The sequence below is a fragment of the Variovorax sp. OV700 genome (assembly GCF_900099805.1).
In the GTDB taxonomy this organism is placed as follows: Bacteria; Pseudomonadota; Gammaproteobacteria; order Burkholderiales; family Burkholderiaceae_C; genus Variovorax.
Map to the genome: position 1 here is coordinate 64657 of NZ_FNDR01000001.1, position 17272 is coordinate 81928.

The 17272-nt window shown below is 64.9% G+C and carries 13 protein-coding genes; 2 read left to right on the top strand and 11 right to left on the bottom strand.

Annotated features, from left to right (window positions below; all coding sequences use genetic code 11):
- Nucleotides 1-8 precede the first annotated feature (8 nt).
- The 7 genes from BLR24_RS00345 to BLR24_RS00375 form a co-directional block, all read right to left on the bottom strand.
- The gene (locus tag BLR24_RS00345; RefSeq protein ID WP_093011026.1) at nt 9-674 is read right to left on the bottom strand and encodes a hypothetical protein; all 666 of its coding nucleotides are present in this window, start codon (nt 672-674) and stop codon (nt 9-11) included.
- A complete protein-coding gene (gene zapE, locus BLR24_RS00350; protein ID WP_093011029.1) occupies nt 671-1771 on the bottom strand; it encodes a cell division protein ZapE in 1101 nt (366 codons plus the stop codon). Before zapE ends, BLR24_RS00345 begins: the two co-directional genes overlap by 4 nt.
- Nucleotides 1772-1775: 4 nt before the next feature.
- On the bottom strand, nt 1776-3206 hold the full coding sequence (lpdA, locus tag BLR24_RS00355) for a dihydrolipoyl dehydrogenase (RefSeq protein WP_093011032.1): 1431 nt from the start codon (nt 3204-3206) through the stop codon (nt 1776-1778).
- 14 nt (nt 3207-3220) lie between these two features.
- Complete coding sequence (gene odhB / locus BLR24_RS00360; RefSeq protein WP_055796307.1) at nt 3221-4483, bottom strand: 2-oxoglutarate dehydrogenase complex dihydrolipoyllysine-residue succinyltransferase; 1263 nt, start codon at nt 4481-4483, stop codon at nt 3221-3223.
- A 52-nt stretch (nt 4484-4535) separates the two neighbouring features.
- The gene (locus BLR24_RS00365; RefSeq protein ID WP_093011035.1) at nt 4536-7412 is read right to left on the bottom strand and encodes a 2-oxoglutarate dehydrogenase E1 component; all 2877 of its coding nucleotides are present in this window, start codon (nt 7410-7412) and stop codon (nt 4536-4538) included.
- 178 nt (nt 7413-7590) lie between these two features.
- Nucleotides 7591-9504: a propionate--CoA ligase gene (locus tag BLR24_RS00370; RefSeq protein WP_093011038.1), complete on the bottom strand. Its 1914-nt coding sequence runs from the start codon at nt 9502-9504 to the stop codon at nt 7591-7593.
- A 154-nt stretch (nt 9505-9658) separates the two neighbouring features.
- Entirely contained in the window at nt 9659-10261 is a 603-nt protein-coding gene (locus BLR24_RS00375; protein ID WP_093011041.1) for an isochorismatase family protein, read from the bottom strand.
- Nucleotides 10262-10344: 83 nt separating this feature from the next.
- Here BLR24_RS00375 and BLR24_RS00380 point away from each other — a divergent pair, with 83 nt between their 5' ends.
- The gene (locus BLR24_RS00380; protein WP_093012661.1) at nt 10345-11142 is read left to right on the top strand and encodes an alpha/beta hydrolase; all 798 of its coding nucleotides are present in this window, start codon (nt 10345-10347) and stop codon (nt 11140-11142) included.
- A gap of 10 nt (nt 11143-11152) precedes the next feature.
- Here the strand turns inward: BLR24_RS00380 and BLR24_RS00385 are convergent, their stop codons facing one another.
- Nucleotides 11153-12283: a PQQ-dependent sugar dehydrogenase gene (locus BLR24_RS00385; protein ID WP_093011044.1), complete on the bottom strand. Its 1131-nt coding sequence runs from the start codon at nt 12281-12283 to the stop codon at nt 11153-11155.
- 241 nt (nt 12284-12524) lie between these two features.
- On the opposite strand from BLR24_RS00385, the gene BLR24_RS00390 reads away from it, so the two are divergent.
- Nucleotides 12525-13109 (top strand): C40 family peptidase, encoded by a 585-nt coding sequence (locus BLR24_RS00390; RefSeq protein WP_093011047.1) that lies wholly within the window; start codon nt 12525-12527, stop codon nt 13107-13109.
- A gap of 98 nt (nt 13110-13207) precedes the next feature.
- On the opposite strand, the gene lpdA (BLR24_RS00395) is transcribed toward BLR24_RS00390, so the two are convergent.
- From lpdA (BLR24_RS00395) to aceF, 3 genes are read right to left on the bottom strand one after another with little or no spacing between them, the layout of a single operon-like run.
- Nucleotides 13208-15025, bottom strand: coding sequence for a dihydrolipoyl dehydrogenase (gene lpdA, locus BLR24_RS00395; protein ID WP_093011050.1), 1818 nt, complete (start codon nt 15023-15025; stop codon nt 13208-13210).
- The gene (locus BLR24_RS00400) at nt 15022-15615 is read right to left on the bottom strand and encodes an Ntn hydrolase family protein (RefSeq protein WP_093011053.1); all 594 of its coding nucleotides are present in this window, start codon (nt 15613-15615) and stop codon (nt 15022-15024) included. Before BLR24_RS00400 ends, lpdA (BLR24_RS00395) begins: the two co-directional genes overlap by 4 nt.
- Nucleotides 15612-17270: a dihydrolipoyllysine-residue acetyltransferase gene (gene aceF, locus BLR24_RS00405; RefSeq protein ID WP_093011056.1), complete on the bottom strand. Its 1659-nt coding sequence runs from the start codon at nt 17268-17270 to the stop codon at nt 15612-15614. The genes BLR24_RS00400 and aceF overlap by 4 nt, the downstream gene beginning before the upstream one ends.
- Between the last annotated feature and the right edge of the window lie 2 nt (nt 17271-17272).

Sequence of the window (17272 nt, forward strand, 5' to 3'; positions counted from 1 at the left end):
AACGAGCGTCAGCGGGCGGGTGCCGACGCTGGCGATGCCGGAGGCAAGGGTGCACCGCGCGGCTTGGTGCGCTCGGCGTTCTGCCGCTCGCGGCTGGCGCGGTGCTCGGCCGCTTTTTGCTGTTTGCTCTCGAAGCGTTCGACGGCCGCAGGCGCTTCGGTGCGCTTCTGCGCGGCCTTGGCCTGGGTGTCGGCGTGCGCTTTCTGCTTTTCCTCCAGCTGGCGCCGGCGTTCGTCCGCCTCGGCCGCGGTGGCCGCCCGGCTGGCCGCATGGTCGGCGGCGCGCTGCTCGCGATCTTTCTGGGCCTGGCGAGACTCGTCCTGCTTCTGGGGCGTATCCTGCGGGCGCCGCGTGGCGGCCTTCTGATCAAGCTTCTCGAGCTCGGCCGCGCCGCGCCGCTGGCGCTCGATGTCGTTGATGGCGGTTTCCTGCCGCTTGATGTGATCGGTCTCGGCGCGACGGCGGCTGCGGCTCTCGCGCAGGCAATCTTCGACCGCAAACTTCTGGTAGCAGGCGGCGCGCTCCTTTTCGAAGCGCGCGTCGATGGCTGCGCGTTCGGCCGTCAGCCTGCTGCGTTCGGCGTCGAAGTTGGCATTGCCCGCGGCCGCGGTGGACTGCGCCCACGATGGCAGGCTGCCCAATGTCATCAGCACGGCGAGAACGATATTTTTCATGTCAGTCGAGTGTCGACGATCCGACGTTCGAGCGAAAGAAACTCGCTCGATTGCATTTCTGTGAGCCTGGAAACCGTGCGCGGGAACTCGTGCGCAAGCGGCCCCTCGGTGTACAACGCCTCCGGCGGCACCTCGGCCGACATGATGAGCTTCACGCGCCGGTCGTACAAGACGTCGACCAGCCAGGTGAAACGGCGTGCTTCAGAGGCCATGCGCACCGGCATGTGCGGCACGTCGGACAACAGAACGGTGTGGAACTGGCTGGCGATCTCCAGATAGTCGTTCTGCGAACGCGGCCCGCCGCAGAGCGTCTTGAAGTCGAACCAGACCACGCCGCCGGCCTTGCGCCGTGCGCGGATTTCGCGCGCCTCGATGTGCAGGATCGGGCTCTCGTCGGCCGTTTCGGCCAGCTTTTCGAAAGCCTTGCGCATTTCCCTTTCAGCCCCTGCATCGTTCGGCGTCAGGTACATGCGCAACTGCTCGAGCGTGCGGCGCCGGTAGTCGGTGCCGTTGTCCACGCTGAGCACTTCGAGCTTCTCGTTCAGGAGCGCGATCGCAGGCAGGATGCGGTCTCGGTGCAGCCCGCCGGGATACAGGTCGTCGGGCTTGAAATTGGACGTGGTGACAAAGCCCACGCCGTTCTCGAACAGCGCCACCAGCAAGCGATGAAGAATCATTGCGTCGGTGATGTCCGCCACGTGGAACTCGTCGAAGCAGATCAGCTTGTAGCGCTTGGAGATCCGCAGCCCCAGCTCGTCGAGCGGATTGACCGTGCCCTGCAGCTCGCGCAACTCGCGGTGCACCTCGCGCATGAACTCGTGAAAGTGCAGGCGCGTCTTGCGCCTGAGCGGCACCGCGTTGAAGAACAAGTCCATCAGGAAGCTCTTGCCCCGCCCGACGCCACCATGCATGTAGACGCCGCGCGGCAGCTCGGGCCGGTTGATGAACTTCTTCAGCGCATTGGAGCGCTGGGACTTGTAGTCGCCCCACTCCCGCGCGCAGCGATCCAGCGCCTCCACGGCACGCAGCTGCGCGGGATCGCTCTGGAACCCGCGCACAGCGAGTTCCGCCTCATAGGCCTCTTTAACGCTGGTCAAAGGATCAGAAGTTCAACGTGCGCTTGTCCACGGCAAGTGCCGCTTCCTTGGTGGCTTCCGACAGCGACGGGTGCGCATGGCAGATGCGCGCGATGTCTTCGGCGCTGGCCTTGAACTCCATCGCCACCACGGCTTCGGAGATCAGCTCGCTGGCCTGCGGGCCCACGATGTGCACGCCGAGGATTTCGTCCGTTGCCGCATCGGCCAGGAACTTGACCATGCCGGTCGTGTCGCCCAGCGCGCGTGCGCGGCCGTTCGCAAGGAACGGGAAGGTGCCGGCCTTGTAGGCGCGGCCCGCGGCCTTGAGCTGCTGCTCGGTCTGGCCGACCCAAGCGATCTCGGGGCTGGTGTAGATCACCCACGGCACGGTGTTGAAGTTGACGTGGCCGTGCTGGCCCGCAATGCGCTCCGCCACCGCAACGCCCTCTTCCTCGGCCTTGTGCGCGAGCATCGGGCCGCGAACCACGTCGCCGATGGCCCAGACGTTGGGCAGGCTGGTCTTGCAGTCGTCGTCCACGGCAATGGCACCGCGCTCATCGAGCTTGAGGCCCACCGCTTCGGCGTTCAGGCCGATGGTGTTGGGCACGCGGCCAATCGAGACGATCAGCTTGTCGACCTCGAGGGTCTGCGCTTCGCCCTTGGCATTGGTCCACGCCACGCTCACGCCCTTTTTCGACGACTTGATCTCGCCGACCTTGACGCCGAGTTCGATCTTGAGCTTTTGCTTGTCGAAAGCCTTTTTGGCTTCCTTGGCAATCTGCTCGTCGACCGCGCCGAGGAAGGTTGGCAGCGCTTCGAGCACCGTGACCTCGGCGCCGAGGCGGCGCCACACCGAACCCATTTCCAGGCCGATGACGCCCGAGCCGATCAGGCCCAGCTTCTTCGGCACCGCACCGATGCGCAGCGCGCCGTCGTTCGAGAGGATGTTCTCCTCGTCGAACGGCGTGCCGGGCAATGCGCGGGCATTGGAGCCCGTGGCCAGGATGACGTGCTTGCCGCTGATCGACTCTTCGGCGGCGCCCGCCACCTTGATCTCATAGCCAGTTGCGTCGGTCTTCACGAACGAGCCACGGCCATGGAAGAAGGTGATCTTGTTCTTCTTGAACAGGTAGAGGATGCCGTCGTTGTTCTGCTTCACGACCTGGTCCTTGCGGGCCAGCATCTTGTCGATGTCCAGCCCCAGCCCCTCGACCTTGATGCCGTGGTCGGCAAAGTGGTGGCCGGCCTGCTCGAAGTGCTCCGACGATTGCAGCAGCGCCTTCGACGGAATGCAGCCGACGTTGGTGCAGGTACCGCCCGGTGCCGGGCCGCCCTTGCCGTTCTTCCACTCGTCGATACACGCGACGTTGAAGCCGAGTTGCGCGGCGCGGATCGCGGCGATGTAGCCGCCGGGGCCGCCGCCGATGACGATGACGTCGAATTGTTTGTTTGCCATCTGATTCTTTCTCCTCAGATGTCGAACAACAGGCGCGACGGGTCTTCCAGCGCTTCCTTCATGGCGACGAGGCCCAGCACGGCTTCGCGGCCGTCGATGATGCGGTGGTCGTAGCTCATGGCGAGGTAGTTCATCGGGCGGACGACGACCTGGCCGTTCTCGACCACTGCGCGGTCCTTGGTGGCGTGCACGCCGAGGATTGCGGACTGGGGCGGATTGATGATCGGCGTCGAGAGCATCGAGCCGAAGGTGCCGCCGTTCGAGATAGAGAACGTGCCGCCGGTCATCTCTTCGATGCCGAGCTTGCCGTCCTGGGCCTTCTTGCCGTATTCGGCAATCTTCTTCTCGATGTCGGCAAAGCTCATCTGGTCGGCGTTACGCAGGATGGGCACCACCAGGCCGCGCGGCGAACCGACGGCAATGCCGATGTCGAAATAGCCGTGGTAAAGGATGTCGTTGCCGTCGACCGAGGCGTTGATCACCGGGTACTTCTTGAGCGCATGCACCGCGGCCTTCACGAAGAAGCTCATGAAGCCGAGCTTCACGCCGTGTTCCTTGGTGAAGCTGTCCTGGAAGCGCTTGCGCAGTTCCATCACGGGCGCCATATTCACTTCATTGAAGGTCGTGAGGATGGCGTTGGTCGACTGCGACTGGATCAGGCGCTCGGCGATACGGGCGCGCAGGCGGCTCATCGGCACGCGCTGCTCCGGACGCTCGCCCAGGTCGGGCGCGCGGGCGGGCGCGGCGACTTGCGGCAGCGCGGGCTTGGCAGCGGGTGCGGCAATGGTGGCCGCGGGCTTGGCGCCCGAAGCCACTGCGCCGAGCACGTCGCCCTTGGTCACGCGGCCGTCCTTGCCGGTGCCAGCCACGTCGCTGGTCTTGAGATTGTTGTCGGCCAGCAGCTTGGCGGCTGCGGGCATGGCAACGTCCGACTTCGAACCGCCGGTGGCGGCGGCAGCGGCTGCTGCAGGCGCTGCTGCGGCCGGTGCCGGTGCGGCGGCGGGTGCTGCCGCAGGGGCTGCAGCGCCGGCCTTGCCTTCGGTGTCGATCTTCGCGATCAGCTGATCGGCCACCACGGTGGCGCCATCGGGCTGCACGATTTCGGCCAGCACGCCAGCCGAGGGCGCGGGCACTTCCAGCACGACCTTGTCGGTCTCGATCTCGATCAGGATTTCATCGACAGCGACGGCTTCGCCGGCCTTCTTCTTCCAGGTGAGCATGGTGGCTTCGGCCACGGATTCGGAAAGCTGGGGGACTTTGACTTCTACGATAGACATTTGGAGTGAGCTCCGCTTTTTTCTTCAGGTGTTCGTGTGAAAAGAGATCGTTTTACTTGGTCAGCACGAAGCCCTTGAGCTTGCCAAATGCGCCATCGACGAGCGCCTTCTGCTGTTCCTGATGCAGGTGCGAGTAGCCCACCGCAGGCGATGCCGAAGCGGCACGGCCGGAGTAGCCGAGCTTCTGGCCTTCCTGCATGTTTTCGTGGATGTAGTGCTGCACGAAGAACCAGGCGCCCTGGTTCTGCGGCTCGTCCTGGCACCACACCACGTCGCTGAGATTGGGATACTTCTTGATCTCGGCGGCAAACGCCTTGTGCGGGAACGGATAGAGCTGCTCGACGCGGATGATGGCCACGTCGTCGTCGCCGCGTTCTTCGCGCTTCTTGGCCAGGTCGTAATAGACCTTGCCCGAGCAGGCGACCAGGCGCTTGACCTTCTCCGCCTTGAGGCCCTTGCTGTCCGGGATGACCGTCTGGAAGCTGCCCTTGGTGAACTCGGACAACGGGGAGGTCGCGTCCTTGTTACGCAGCAGCGACTTCGGCGTCATGATGATCAGGGGCTTGCGCAGGTTGCGCACCATCTGGCGGCGCAGCACGTGGAAGATCTGGCTGGCCGTGGTCGGCTGCACCACCTGCATGTTGGTGTCGGCGCTCAGCTGCATGAAGCGCTCCAGGCGTGCCGAGCTGTGCTCGGGGCCCTGGCCTTCGTAGCCGTGCGGCAGCATCATGGTCAGGCCGTTGACGCGGCCCCACTTCACTTCGCCCGAGGCGATGAACTGGTCGATCACCACTTGGGCGCCGTTCACGAAGTCGCCGAACTGCGCTTCCCAGATCACGAGCGTGTTGGGGTCGTTCGAGGCGTAGCCGTATTCGAATGCGAGCACCGCTTCTTCCGACAGGATCGAGTCGATGACGACGAACGGAGCCTGGTTTTCAGCCACGTTCTGGAGCGGCGTGTAGGTGCCTTCGTCGAACTTCTCGCGGTTCTGGTCGTGCAGCACGGCGTGGCGGTGCGTGAACGTGCCACGGCCGCTGTCCTCGCCCGACAGGCGCACCGGATAGCCGCTGGCCACCAGCGAGGCAAAGGCCATGTGCTCGCCCATGCCCCAGTCGACATTGACGTCGCCTCGGCCCATTGCGGCGCGGTCGTCCAGCACCTTCTTCACGAGCGGATGCACCGTGAAACCGGCCGGCACCGCGGTGATCTTCTCGGCCAGGCGCTTCCATTCGCTGGTTGGAATGGCGGTGTCGCCGGCGTCGGTCCACTTCTTGTTGAGGTACGGATTCCAGTCGACGGCGTACTTGCTCTTGAAGTTGGTGAGCACCGGGTCGACGGTGTTCTTGCCTTCGTCGAAGGCGGCGCGCTGCGCCTTGACCATGTCGTCGCCGAGCGTCTCGCCCAGGCCCTGAGCGGCCAGCTTGTCGGCGTACAACTTGCGCGTGCCGGGGTGCTTGGCGATCTTCTTGTACATGAGCGGCTGGGTGAGCGAGGGGGTGTCCTGCTCGTTGTGGCCCAGCTTGCGGAAACAGATGATGTCGACCACCACGTCCTTCTGGAACTCCATGCGGAATTCAAGGGCGAGCTGGGTGGCGAGCACCACGGCTTCGGGGTCGTCGCCGTTCACGTGCAGCACCGGCGCGTCGACCATCTTGACGATGTCGGTGCAGTACAGCGTCGAGCGGCTGTCGCGCGGATCGCTGGTGGTGAAGCCGATCTGGTTGTTGATGACGATGTGCACCGTGCCGCCGGTGGAGTAGCCACGGGTCTCGGCCAGCGCCAGCGTTTCCATCACGACGCCCTGGCCGGCGAAGGCGGCGTCGCCGTGCACGATGACGGGCAGGACCTGCTTGCCCAGCGGGTCGGCGCGGCGGTCCATGCGGGCGCGCACCGAGCCTTCGACCACGGGGTTCACGATCTCGAGGTGCGAGGGGTTGAACGCGAGGCTCAGGTGCACCGGGCCGCCGGGGGTGGTCACGTCGGAGCTGAAGCCCTGGTGGTATTTGACGTCGCCGCTGGGCAGGTCTTCGGGTGCGGTGTGGTCGAACTCGGCGAACAGGTCGGCCGGCATCTTGCCCAGCGAGTTCACCAGCACGTTGAGGCGGCCGCGGTGGGCCATGCCGATCACGATTTCCTGCACGCCCTTGGCACCGGCCTGGTTGATGAGCTCGTCCATCGAGACGATAAAGCTTTCACCGCCTTCGAGCGAGAAACGCTTCTGGCCGACGTACTTGGTGTGCAGGAAGCGCTCGAGGCCTTCGGCGGCGGTCAGGCGGTTGAGCACATGCTTCTTCTGCTCGGTCGTCAGCTGCGGGTTGGTGCGCGCGCTTTCGAGCTTCTGCTGCCACCAGCGCTTGTGGTTCTGGTCGGTGGTGTACATGTACTCGGCGCCCATGGTGCCGCAGTACGTTTCGCGCAAGGCATTGAGCAGGTCGCGCAGCGACATGGTCTCTTTGCCGAAGAAGGTGTTGCTGGTGTTGAACACCGTCTCGAGGTCGGCATCGGTGAAGCCGTAGAAAGAGGGCTCGAGTTCCGGGATGGCCGGGCGCTCGGCGCGCTTGAGGGGGTCGAGGTCGGCCCAGCGTGCGCCGACGTTGCGGTAAGCGGCAATCAGCTGCTGGACGGAGGTGCGCTTGCGCCCGAGTTCGGAATCGGCGCCGCTGGCCTGCACGACCTTGGTCGTGCCCTGCTTGGCGCGTTCTGCGAAGGCGTTGATGACCGGCTGGTGCGGCACATCACGGGTGTTGGTGCCGTCGACCGCGGGCACGTTCTGCAGCGCGTCGAAATACGAGCGCCAGTTGTCTGGCACGCTGCCGGGGTTGGCAAGGTAGTTTTCGTACATCTCCTCGACATAAGGCGCATTGCCGCCGAAGAGGTAGGTGTTGCCTTGATAGGCGGTGTACGCCGATGGCGTAGAAGAATCGCTCATATTCCGCTGACCTTCGCTTCCCTGAAGGAAGCACTAGCTGGTTAAGAAACCTTCCGCGACACGGCTGAACCGATTGGCGGATGCGACTGTGGCTGGGGAAGGGCCTGAGTACCTTCGCATTGTGCCACGTCAAACATGTGGCGATGAAGCGCGCCTTCGCAAGGCGCGCTTTGCTCATTCAGACGGAAGAAACCAACTGTTTGATCTGCTGCAGCGTGGCGGGGTCGTCGATGGTGGTCAGGTCGCCGGGATCGCGCTGCTCGCAAACGGCCTGGATGGCACGCCGCAGCAGCTTCCCGCTGCGGGTCTTGGGCAGGCCGCTCACGAAGCGAACACGGGCGGGCCGCGCCAGCGCACCGAGCTGGTCGGCCACCACTTTCATGATCTCGCCCTCGAGCTTCAGGGCCTCGTCGGCATCTGTCAGGGCCTGGCCGTTCCGCGGCACGACGAAGGCCATGGCCACCTGCCCCTTGAGCGCATCGGCCACGCCGACCACTGCCACTTCGGCCACGCTGGCATGGCCCGAGATGCTTTCCTCGATCTCGCGCGTGCCGAGGCGGTGGCCCGCCACGTTGATCACGTCGTCGGTGCGGCCAAGGATGTAGAAGTAACCGTCCTCGTCGCGAATGCCCCAGTCGAAAGTCGAATAGACCATCTTGCCGGGCACGCTCTTCCAGTAGGTGTTGACGAAGCGCTCGTCGTCCTTCCACACCGTCTGCATGAATCCGGGTGGAGTCGGCCCCTCGACGACGACCACGCCCTTCTCATTCGGGGCGGTCAATTCCTCACCGGTCGATTCGTGCAGGATCTTGATGCGGTAGCCGTACATCGGTACGCCCGGGCTGCCGAACTTGCTCGGCTTGGCCTCGACGCCGTTGGCAATGGTGATCATCGGCCAGCCCGACTCGGTCTGCCAGTAGTTGTCGATGATGGGCACGCCCAGTCCGTCGCTGATCCAGCGCGCGGTGGGCTCGTCGAGCGGTTCGCCCGCGAGGAACAGCGCACGCAGGCTGGACAGGTCGTACTTTTTAAGCAGCGCCGGGTCTTGCTTCTTGAGCACGCGCACCGCAGTGGGCGCGCTGAACATCACCGTCACCTTGTACTTCTCGACCAGGCGCCACCAGATGCCGCCGTCGGGTTGCTTGTCGATGCCCTGCGTCGGCAAGCCTTCATACATGAGGGTCGCCATGCCGGCGATCAACGGGCCATAGACGATGTAGCTGTGACCCACCACCCAGCCGATGTCGCTGGTCGAGAAATACGTTTCGCCGGGTCGGCCGTCGAAGATGTGCTTCATGCTGGCGGCCAGTGCCACGGCGTAGCCGCCCACGTCGCGCTGCACGCCCTTGGGCTTGCCGGTGGTGCCGCTGGTGTAGATGGTGTAGCTGATGTCCGTGGCAGCCAGCCAGGTGCAAGGCAGTTCGGCATCGTGGTGCTTTCGGACCAGGTCGGCAGCCAGGTGGTCGCGCCCGGCCGTCAGGTCCATGGGCGCCAGGCCGCGGTCGGTCAGCAGCACCGCCGAGGGCTTGTGCTTCGAAAGCCGGATGGCCTCGTCGAGCAGCGGCTTGTATGCGATGACCTTGCCGCCGCGCGAACCGGCGTCTGCGCTCACCACGACCTTGGGCTCGGCATCCTCGATGCGCGTGGCCAGAGAGCCGCTCGCGAAACCGCCGAACACCACGCAATGGATGGCACCGATCCGGGCACAGGCCAGCATTGCGAACGCGGCCTCGGGAATCATCGGCATGTAGATGAGGACGCGGTCGCCCTTGCCCACGCCAAGCTCGATCAGGCTGGCGGCGGTGCGCTGCACCTCGGCGTGCAGCTCGCGAAAGCTGTAGGTCTTTTCGGTGCCGGTTTCGGTCGAGACGAAGATCAGCGCCGGCTGGTCGGAGCGATCGGCCAGGTGCCGGTCGACCGCGTTGTGGCATAGATTGGTGGTGCCACCCACGAACCAGCGGGCGAATGGCGGCCGGCTGGCATCCAGCACCTGGGCCGGGGGCGTCTGCCAGTCGATCAGCCTCGCCTGCTCAGCCCAGAAAGCCTCGGGGGCATCGACCGACTGGCGATAGAACTCTTCGTAGCGGCTCATCTGCGTTGTCTCCTTATATGAATCGTCCGGCGGTCACGCGCCAAAACTGAATTCATAATTATGGAGATCGATCTTGCAGCAAGCTGACGGCTCGAACAATCGGGTTCCGCCCGCGCCTGCCGCGGGCGCGAGACGCTGTCGAGCCGGCTTCACATCAGAGAACGAGCTTCAGCAACTCGGCAAATGCCGGATGTTCGGCCGTACGCAGCCATTCGAAGCCGACCATCTCGGTGGTTACCAGCTCGGCGCCCGCGCCGGCCAACCGGTCGAATGCCGCATCGCGGTTGCGCTCGGTACGCGAACTACAGGCGTCGGTCACGACCCAGACCTCGAACTCGTCCTCCAGCAGGTCGAGCGCAGTCTGCAGCAGGCAGACGTGCGCTTCGCAGCCGGCAATCACGATCGTGTTGCACTCTTCGGCCGCGGCAGCGGGTTTCTGCAGGTGCTTGGGCAGGCTGCGGGCGTTGCCCTGCGGCGCCTTTACCGGCACGCGCAGCCATTCGCCGAGGCCCTCCTCCATGCCGCTGAAATGCATCTTGGACAAGGTGCGCTGGCACAGTGCGCGAATGTCGGGCACGTTTTCGCCGAGCTTCGAGGGGTTGTGCTCGGTCCCCCAGACCGGCACCTCGAACAGGCGCGCCATCTTGCCCAGGCGCACTGCGTTCTGCGCCACGGCATCGGCCTCGAAGATCGCAGGCATCAGTTGCGCCTGATAGTCGACCAGCACGAGTTGGGATTGCGAGGCGTCGAGCAGCATGAACCGTTTCTTTCATTCAAATGGAGTTGATGGGGCCAGACCGTACCACCGAAAAGGCGCGCATCTATCTAGACTCCGGGCGGATGCAGATCTTCTTTCCGACCCGGCGCCAGTTGTCGATTCTGGCCCTTGGCGCGGCGCTCGTGGTGACCGGATGTGGCGGCCTGCGCACCGCCAAGGCGCCGCTGGAGAGCACGCTCGAAAAGAGCAGCTGCGCGCCGAACGCCGATACCCTGCTGGTGATGCTCCCCGGCGCGTATTCGCACCCGGACGAATTCACGCGCGAGGGCTTCGTCAAGGCACTGAACGACAACAGGCTCGCAGTCGACGTGATGCGGGTCGATGCGCATCTTGGCTACTACAACGGCAAGACCATCCTCGATCGCCTGGAGCAGGACGTGATGGTGCCGGCCCGCGGCAAAGGCTACAAGTCGATCTGGATCGTCGGCATCTCGGTCGGGGGGTTCGGCGGACTGCTTTATGCGCAAACGCATCCGGGCGAACTTGCCGGCCTCGTGGCCCTTGCGCCCTACCTCGGGGAGCGCACGCTCAGCACCGACATCGCCAACGCCGGCGGCGTGGCGCGGTGGACCGGCCCGCTGGGCGATCCGCCAGGCAGCGACCCGCGAGCCCCGAACGAGACTCAGCTCTGGCAATGGCTGCGCGGCTATGTGGGCACCACCGCCACGTTCGGTGCCCGCCCGCCGCTCTACCTGGGCTACGGCACCGAGGACCGCTTTGCTTTCAGCCACCAATTGCTGGCGGCCGCGCTGCCCAGGGAGCGCGTGTTCACGACCGAAGGCGGCCACGACTGGCCCGAATGGACGCGGCTCTGGCGCCGCATGCTGCCAACGCTTCCGTTGCCGGGCTGCCCCGGGTGAAGGAAAAAGCTCAGTTCGGACGCAGCCGCAGCAGCTTGCCATCCGACTCGTCGGTCAGCACATAGAGCCATCCGTCCGGCCCCTGCTTCACATCGCGTATGCGGGCCCTGCCATCAGCCATCAGCTTGTGTTCGGCAACCACCTTGCCGTCTTTCAGCTCGATGCGGTCGAGATAGCCGAACTTCAGCGAACCGGCGAACAGATTGCCTTTCCATCCCGCGCCATAGCGGTCGCTGGTGAGAAAGGCCATGCCCGACGGCGCGATCGACGGCGCCCAGTAGTGCAGCGGCTGCTCCATGCCGTCCTTTGCCGTGATGCCGTCGCCGATCTTGCCGCCGCCGTAGTTTTCGCCGTAGGTGATCACCGGCCAGCCGTAGTTGCGGCCAGCTTGCGGAACATTGATCTCGTCGCCGCCTTGGGGGCCGTGCTCGGTCATCCACAAGCGGCCGTCGGGTGCGAGCGTCGCGCCCTGCCCGTTGCGGTGGCCGTAGCTCCAGATTTCCGGCAGCGCGCCGGCCTTGTCGACGAACGGGTTGTCTTTGGGCACGGAGCCGTCCTTGGCAATGCGCACGATCTTCCCCAGATGGTTGTCGAGCTTCTGTGCATCTTCCTTGCGGCTGAACCGATCGCCCAGCGTGAGAAAAAGCGTGCCGTCCCGCGCCTCGACGATGCGGCATCCGAAATGCTGGCGACTGGCCACCTTGGGCTGCTGGCTGAAGACGATCTTGAGGTTCTCCAGCCTCGCGCCGTCTTCGGAGAGTTGGGCGCGCGCCAGCGCCGTGCTGTTGGCCGACCCGTTGGCCGCCGGCTCGGAAAAGCAGAAATACAAGGTGCGATTCTTTTCGAAGCCTGAATCGACCAGTACGTCGAGCAAGCCGCCCTGGCCTCCCGCTGCGATCGCAGGCAGGCCGGTGATGGGTGCACCGATCTTTCCGTCCGCACCGATCAGCCGCAACCGGCCTGGACGCTCGGTGACCAGAAAACGGCCGCTCGGCAGAAAGGCAACGCCCCACGGATTCTCGAGTCCGGAAGAAACAGTCTCCGGCCGTATCTGCGCCAGGGCGGTGCCCCAGAAACCCAAACCGGCGACGAGAGCACCGTTTCCCAGGAGGCGGAGGATCGTGCGAATGCGCAGGTTCATGTCTTTTCCAGATAATTGAACCAATCTTCGCGTGTATTGCGATGCAAATCCACGCTGTTAGGTCATCCAAGCTGAGTACAAAAGTTAACTTGCAGGCAATCGCTTATGGTTCATAAAGGTTGACCGTTACATTTTTTCTTCGGCTGAATCGAAAAATATTTTGTAAATCAACAGCTTGCGGCTACATTCGCTAATTCGGATGAGGTTGACATAACCGCGCGTCATCAATATCCTACGCGCCATGCGTTTTTTCGTCCTACCCGCGTCTCTCCTGTTTGCCGTCGCCGTCCAGGCCGCCCCCCAACAGGACCGAACCGATGACGAACTGGCCCGACTGCTCGCCGACAAGGGCCTGATCGGACAACTCCAGCAAGTCCGCCAAACCGTCACCGAGCGAACCTCCGATCTGGTCGTGACCGCCATCGGCTTCCTCGGCGTGCCCTACCGCCGCGGCGGCAACACGGCGGAATCCGGTTTCGATTGCAGTGGCTTCGTGCGTGCCATGTACAACCAGACGGTCGGCCACTTGCTGCCCCGCCGTGCCGAGGAACAAGCGGCCGCCACCGAAAAGATCGATCGCAGCCAGCTCAAGCCCGGCGACCTCGTTTTCTTCAACACCATGCGCCGCGCCTTCAGCCATGTCGGCATTTACGTCGGCGAAGGCAAATTCATCCATTCGCCGCGCACCGGCGCGCAGGTGCGCGTGGAAGACATGAACGGCAGCTACTGGAGCCGCCGCTTCGATGGCGCCCGCCGCGTGCTCGGTGGCGCTCCGAACGAAGAGGTCAAGGCCGCTGCCGCCGCCGCGGCCCATACCGGCAACTGAGCCAACCCGCTCCTCCGCGAATCAGAACCCAAAAAATCCCGCCGCGGCGGGATTTTTTGTGGCCGCTCCGATGACCCGAAAGCGGCACGCCCGATCGATCAGGCCTTCTTTGCCGGCGGCAGATCGGTACAGGTACCGTGCGCCACCTCGGCCGCCATGCCGATGCTTTCGCCCAGCGTCGGGTGCGGATGGATGGTCTTGCCGATGTCGATCTCGTCGGCACCCATCTCGATGGCCAGCGCGATCTCGCCAATCATGTCGCCGGCATGCGTGCCGACAATGCCGCCGCCCAGAATGCGGTGCGTCTCGGCGTCGAACAGCAGCTTGGTGAAGCCCTCGTCCCGGCCGTTGGCAATGGCGCGGCCGGAAGCGGTCCACGGGAAGTGGCCCTTCTTGATCTTGATGCCTTCGGCCTTGGCCTGGTCTTCCGTGAGGCCCACCCACGCCACCTCGGGGTCGGTGTAGGCCACGCTCGGGATCACGCGGGCATTGAAGGCGGCGCTCGAAAGCTCCTTGTCGCCCTTCTGCTCGCCAGCGATGACCTCGGCCGCCACATGCGCCTCGTGCACCGCCTTGTGCGCCAGCATGGGCTGGCCCACGATGTCGCCGATGGCAAAGATGTGAGGCACATTGGTGCGCATCTGGATGTCGACCGGAATGAAGCCGCGGTCGCTCACCACCACGCCGGCCTTCTCGGCGCCGATCTTCTTGCCGTTCGGGCTGCGGCCCACGGCCTGCAGCACCAGGTCGTACACCTGCGGCTCCTTCGGCGCCTGCTCGCCCTCGAAGGTGATCTTGATGCCCTCTTTCGTGGCTTCGGCGCCGACCGTCTTGGTCTTGAGCATGATGTTGTCGAAGCGCGGCGTGTTCATCTTCTGCCACACCTTCACCAGGTCGCGGTCGGCGCCCTGCATCAGGCCATCGAGCATTTCGACCACATCGAGCCGCGCGCCGAGGGTGGAATACACCGTGCCCATTTCGAGGCCGATGATGCCGCCGCCCAGGATCAGCATGCGCTTGGGGTCGGTGCCCATCTCGAGCGCGCCTGTGGAGTCGACCACGCGCGGGTCCTTGGGCATGAACGGCAAGCTCACCGACTGCGACCCGGCCGCGATGATCGCGTTGCGGAACTTGACGGTCTGCTTCTTGCCGGTCGTGTCCCAGCTGGTGCCCGAGGTTTCCTCGACCTCGAGGTGGTACGGATCGATGAAGTTGCCAACGCCTCGCAGCACCGTCACCTTCCGCATCTTGGCCATGGCGGTGAGGCCGCCGGTGAGCTTGCCCACCACCTTGTTCTTGTGGCCGAGCAGCTTTGCGCGGTCCACCGTGGGCGCGGCAAAGCTCACGCCGAGGTCGGCGAAATGCTTCACTTCGTCCATCACCGAGGCAACGTGCAGCAGCGCCTTCGACGGGATGCAGCCGACGTTCAGGCACACGCCGCCGAGCGTGGCGTAGCGTTCGATCAGCACTACCTTGAGGCCGAGGTCGGCGGCGCGGAAAGCGGCCGAATAGCCGCCGGGACCGGCGCCGAGCACGATGACGTCGCACTCGACGTCGACCTTGCCACCATAGGTGGACGCCGCGGGCGCGGCAGCCGGAGCCGGGGCTGCCGCCTTGGGCGCGGGGGCCGCTGCGGCGGGCGCGGGTGCGGCCGTGGCCGGTGCGGGCGCCGCGGCACCATCGACCTCCAGCGTCAGCACCACCGAGCCCTCCTTCACCTTGTCGCCCACCTTGACCGCCAGCGCTTTCACTACGCCGGCCGCCGACGACGGAATCTCCATCGAGGCCTTGTCCGATTCGACCGTGATCAGCGACTGCTCGGCCTTGACCGTGTCTCCGACATTGACCAGCACCTCGATCACCGCGACTTCGTCGAAGTCACCGATGTCGGGCACCTTGATTTGTTGTTCGCTCATTTGGACACTTTCAGTTTGAGTGTGAGAACGTCGACCGGCGGGGCCGAATTGCGATCGAATTCGCAGGCGGCGGCGATTCCCGCCTCCGCCACGTCGCGCGAGGTGCGCGACTTGATGTCATAGGCCGCGTGCATGGCGCCCAGCGCAAAGCTGCGTCCCGAGCCGATGGCCCAGAACTGCTTGAACTCGAACACCTCGCGGTAGCTGTAGATGCCGTAGATGCCGCTGGCGTTGGCCATCAGCATCGTGAACTGGCTCGACTCGTAGGGCTCGTGCTCGTCTTCCTTGGTCTGCATGAAGAACGATTCTTTCAGCACCGGATGCAGCAGCGTGAAGGTGCGGAAAATCTCGTGCTTGCTGCCGAACAGCAGCGCCTCGCGCGGCTGCGCGGCCAGCGCATGCTGCAGCACCAGGAAGTGCGCGGCGGCGCCGGCCACGGCAAAGAGGCTCTGCCCCGCCGCATCCTCGACGGTGAAGATCTTCTGGTTTGCCTCGGCGCTGTGCGAAAGCCGCGTGTCGCCGAAGGTCACCAGAGAATCGGCTGCCATCGTGACCTGGCCGCCTTTGCGGACGGCCACTACGGTGGTCATAGCAGGATTCGGCGATAGTCCGCGAGCACCTGGCCCAGGTAGGCGTTGAAACGCGCAGCCAGGGCCCCATCGATCACGCGGTGGTCGTACGACAGCGACAGCGGCAGCGTCAGGCGCGGTACGAACTGCTTGCCGTCCCACACCGGCTTCATCTGGCCCTTGGAGAGGCCCAGGATGGCCACTTCGGGCGCATTGATGATGGGCGTGAAATGCGTGCCGCCGATGCCGCCGAGCGAGCTGATCGACATGCATCCGCCCTGCATGTCGGCCGAGCCCAGCTTGCCGTCGCGCGCCTTCTTGGCGAGTTCGCCCATTTCCTGGCTGATCTGCAGGATGCCCTTCTTGTCGGCATCCTTCAGCACCGGCACCACCAGCCCGTTGGGCGTGTCGGCCGCAAAGCCGACGTGGAAGTACTGCTTGTAGACCAGCTGGTCGCCGTCGAGGCTGGCATTGAAGTCGGGGAACTTCTTCAGCGCCGCCACCACTGCCTTGATCACGAAGGCCAGCATCGTGACTTTGACGCCCGACTTCTCGTTCTCCTTGTTGGTGGAGACGCGGAAGGCTTCGAGCTCGGTGATGTCGGCTTCGTCGTTGTTCGTGACGTGCGGAATCATCACCCAGTTGCGGTGCAGGTTGGCGCCGCTGAGCTTCTTGATGCGCGACAGGTCCTTGCGCTCGACCGCGCCGAACTTGGTGAAGTCGACCTTGGGCCACGGGATGAGACCCAGCGCCGCGCCGTCGGCGCCGCCGCCTGCCGGCGCCTTGGCCGCCGAGGCCTTGGTGCTGGCCTGGCCGCTCATCACGGCCTTGGTGAAGCTCTGGACGTCTTCCTGCGTGATGCGGCCCTTGGGACCGAAACCCTTGACTTCTTCGAGCGGCACGCCGAGTTCGCGTGCGAACTTGCGCACCGAGGGGGACGCATGCGGCAGCTTGCCCGTGGGTGCCACAGTGGGTTCGTGCGGTGCGGCGGCGGCCGGCGCCGGCGAAGCAGCGGCCGGCGCGGGGGCGCTGGCGATTGCAGCGGCGGGCGCGGCTGCCGCGGCCTGCGCAGGCGCAGGTGCCGCAGCCCCCGCGGTGCCTTCCAGCACGGCAATCAGGTCACCGATGTTGACGGTATCGCCCACCTTGACCTTGAGTTCCTTGAGCACGCCGGCTGCCGACGACGGAATTTCCATCGAGGCCTTGTCCGACTCAACCGTGATCAGCGACTGGTCGGCTGCGATCTGGTCGCCGGGCTTGACCAGCAACTCGATGACCGCGACGTCCTTGAAGTCGCCGATGTCGGGCACCTTGACCTCCACGGGACCCGAGGCCGCCGGCGCGGCAGCCGGTGCGGGCGCCGCTGCGGCTGGTGCAGGAGCGGCCGCAGCCGGGGCCGCGGCAGGCGCAGGGGCCGGTGCTGCAGAAGCACCCGCACCCTCGGCCTCGAGCACGAGCACCACGGAGCCCTCTTTGACCTTGCCGCCGACTGCGACCTTGATTTCTTTCACCACACCGGCGGTCGACGACGGAATCTCCATCGACGCCTTGTCCGATTCCACGGTGATGAGCGATTGCTCGGCCTTGACCGTGTCGCCCACCTTCACCAGCACCTCGATCACCGCGACTTCATCGAAATCGCCGATGTCCGGCACCTTGACTTCCACTGCTGCCATAT

Bases quoted from the DNA above. Each gene is read 5' to 3' on its own strand.
- BLR24_RS00385 (WP_093011044.1), bottom strand. From the start codon at position 12,283: ATGAACCTGCGCATTCGCACGATCCTCCGCCTCCTGGGAAACGGTGCT.
- BLR24_RS00345 (WP_093011026.1), bottom strand. From the start codon at position 674: ATGAAAAATATCGTTCTCGCCGTGCTGATGACATTGGGCAGCCTGCCA.
- BLR24_RS00400 (WP_093011053.1), bottom strand. From the start codon at position 15,615: ATGACCACCGTAGTGGCCGTCCGCAAAGGCGGCCAGGTCACGATGGCA.
- odhB (WP_055796307.1), bottom strand. From the start codon at position 4,483: ATGTCTATCGTAGAAGTCAAAGTCCCCCAGCTTTCCGAATCCGTGGCC.
- aceF (WP_093011056.1), bottom strand. From the start codon at position 17,270: ATGGCAGCAGTGGAAGTCAAGGTGCCGGACATCGGCGATTTCGATGAA.
- lpdA (WP_093011050.1), bottom strand. From the start codon at position 15,025: ATGAGCGAACAACAAATCAAGGTGCCCGACATCGGTGACTTCGACGAA.
- BLR24_RS00380 (WP_093012661.1), top strand. From the start codon at position 10,345: ATGCAGATCTTCTTTCCGACCCGGCGCCAGTTGTCGATTCTGGCCCTT.
- BLR24_RS00375 (WP_093011041.1), bottom strand. From the start codon at position 10,261: ATGCTGCTCGACGCCTCGCAATCCCAACTCGTGCTGGTCGACTATCAG.
- BLR24_RS00365 (WP_093011035.1), bottom strand. From the start codon at position 7,412: ATGAGCGATTCTTCTACGCCATCGGCGTACACCGCCTATCAAGGCAAC.
- BLR24_RS00370 (WP_093011038.1), bottom strand. From the start codon at position 9,504: ATGAGCCGCTACGAAGAGTTCTATCGCCAGTCGGTCGATGCCCCCGAG.
- BLR24_RS00390 (WP_093011047.1), top strand. From the start codon at position 12,525: ATGCGTTTTTTCGTCCTACCCGCGTCTCTCCTGTTTGCCGTCGCCGTC.
- lpdA (WP_093011032.1), bottom strand. From the start codon at position 3,206: ATGGCAAACAAACAATTCGACGTCATCGTCATCGGCGGCGGCCCCGGC.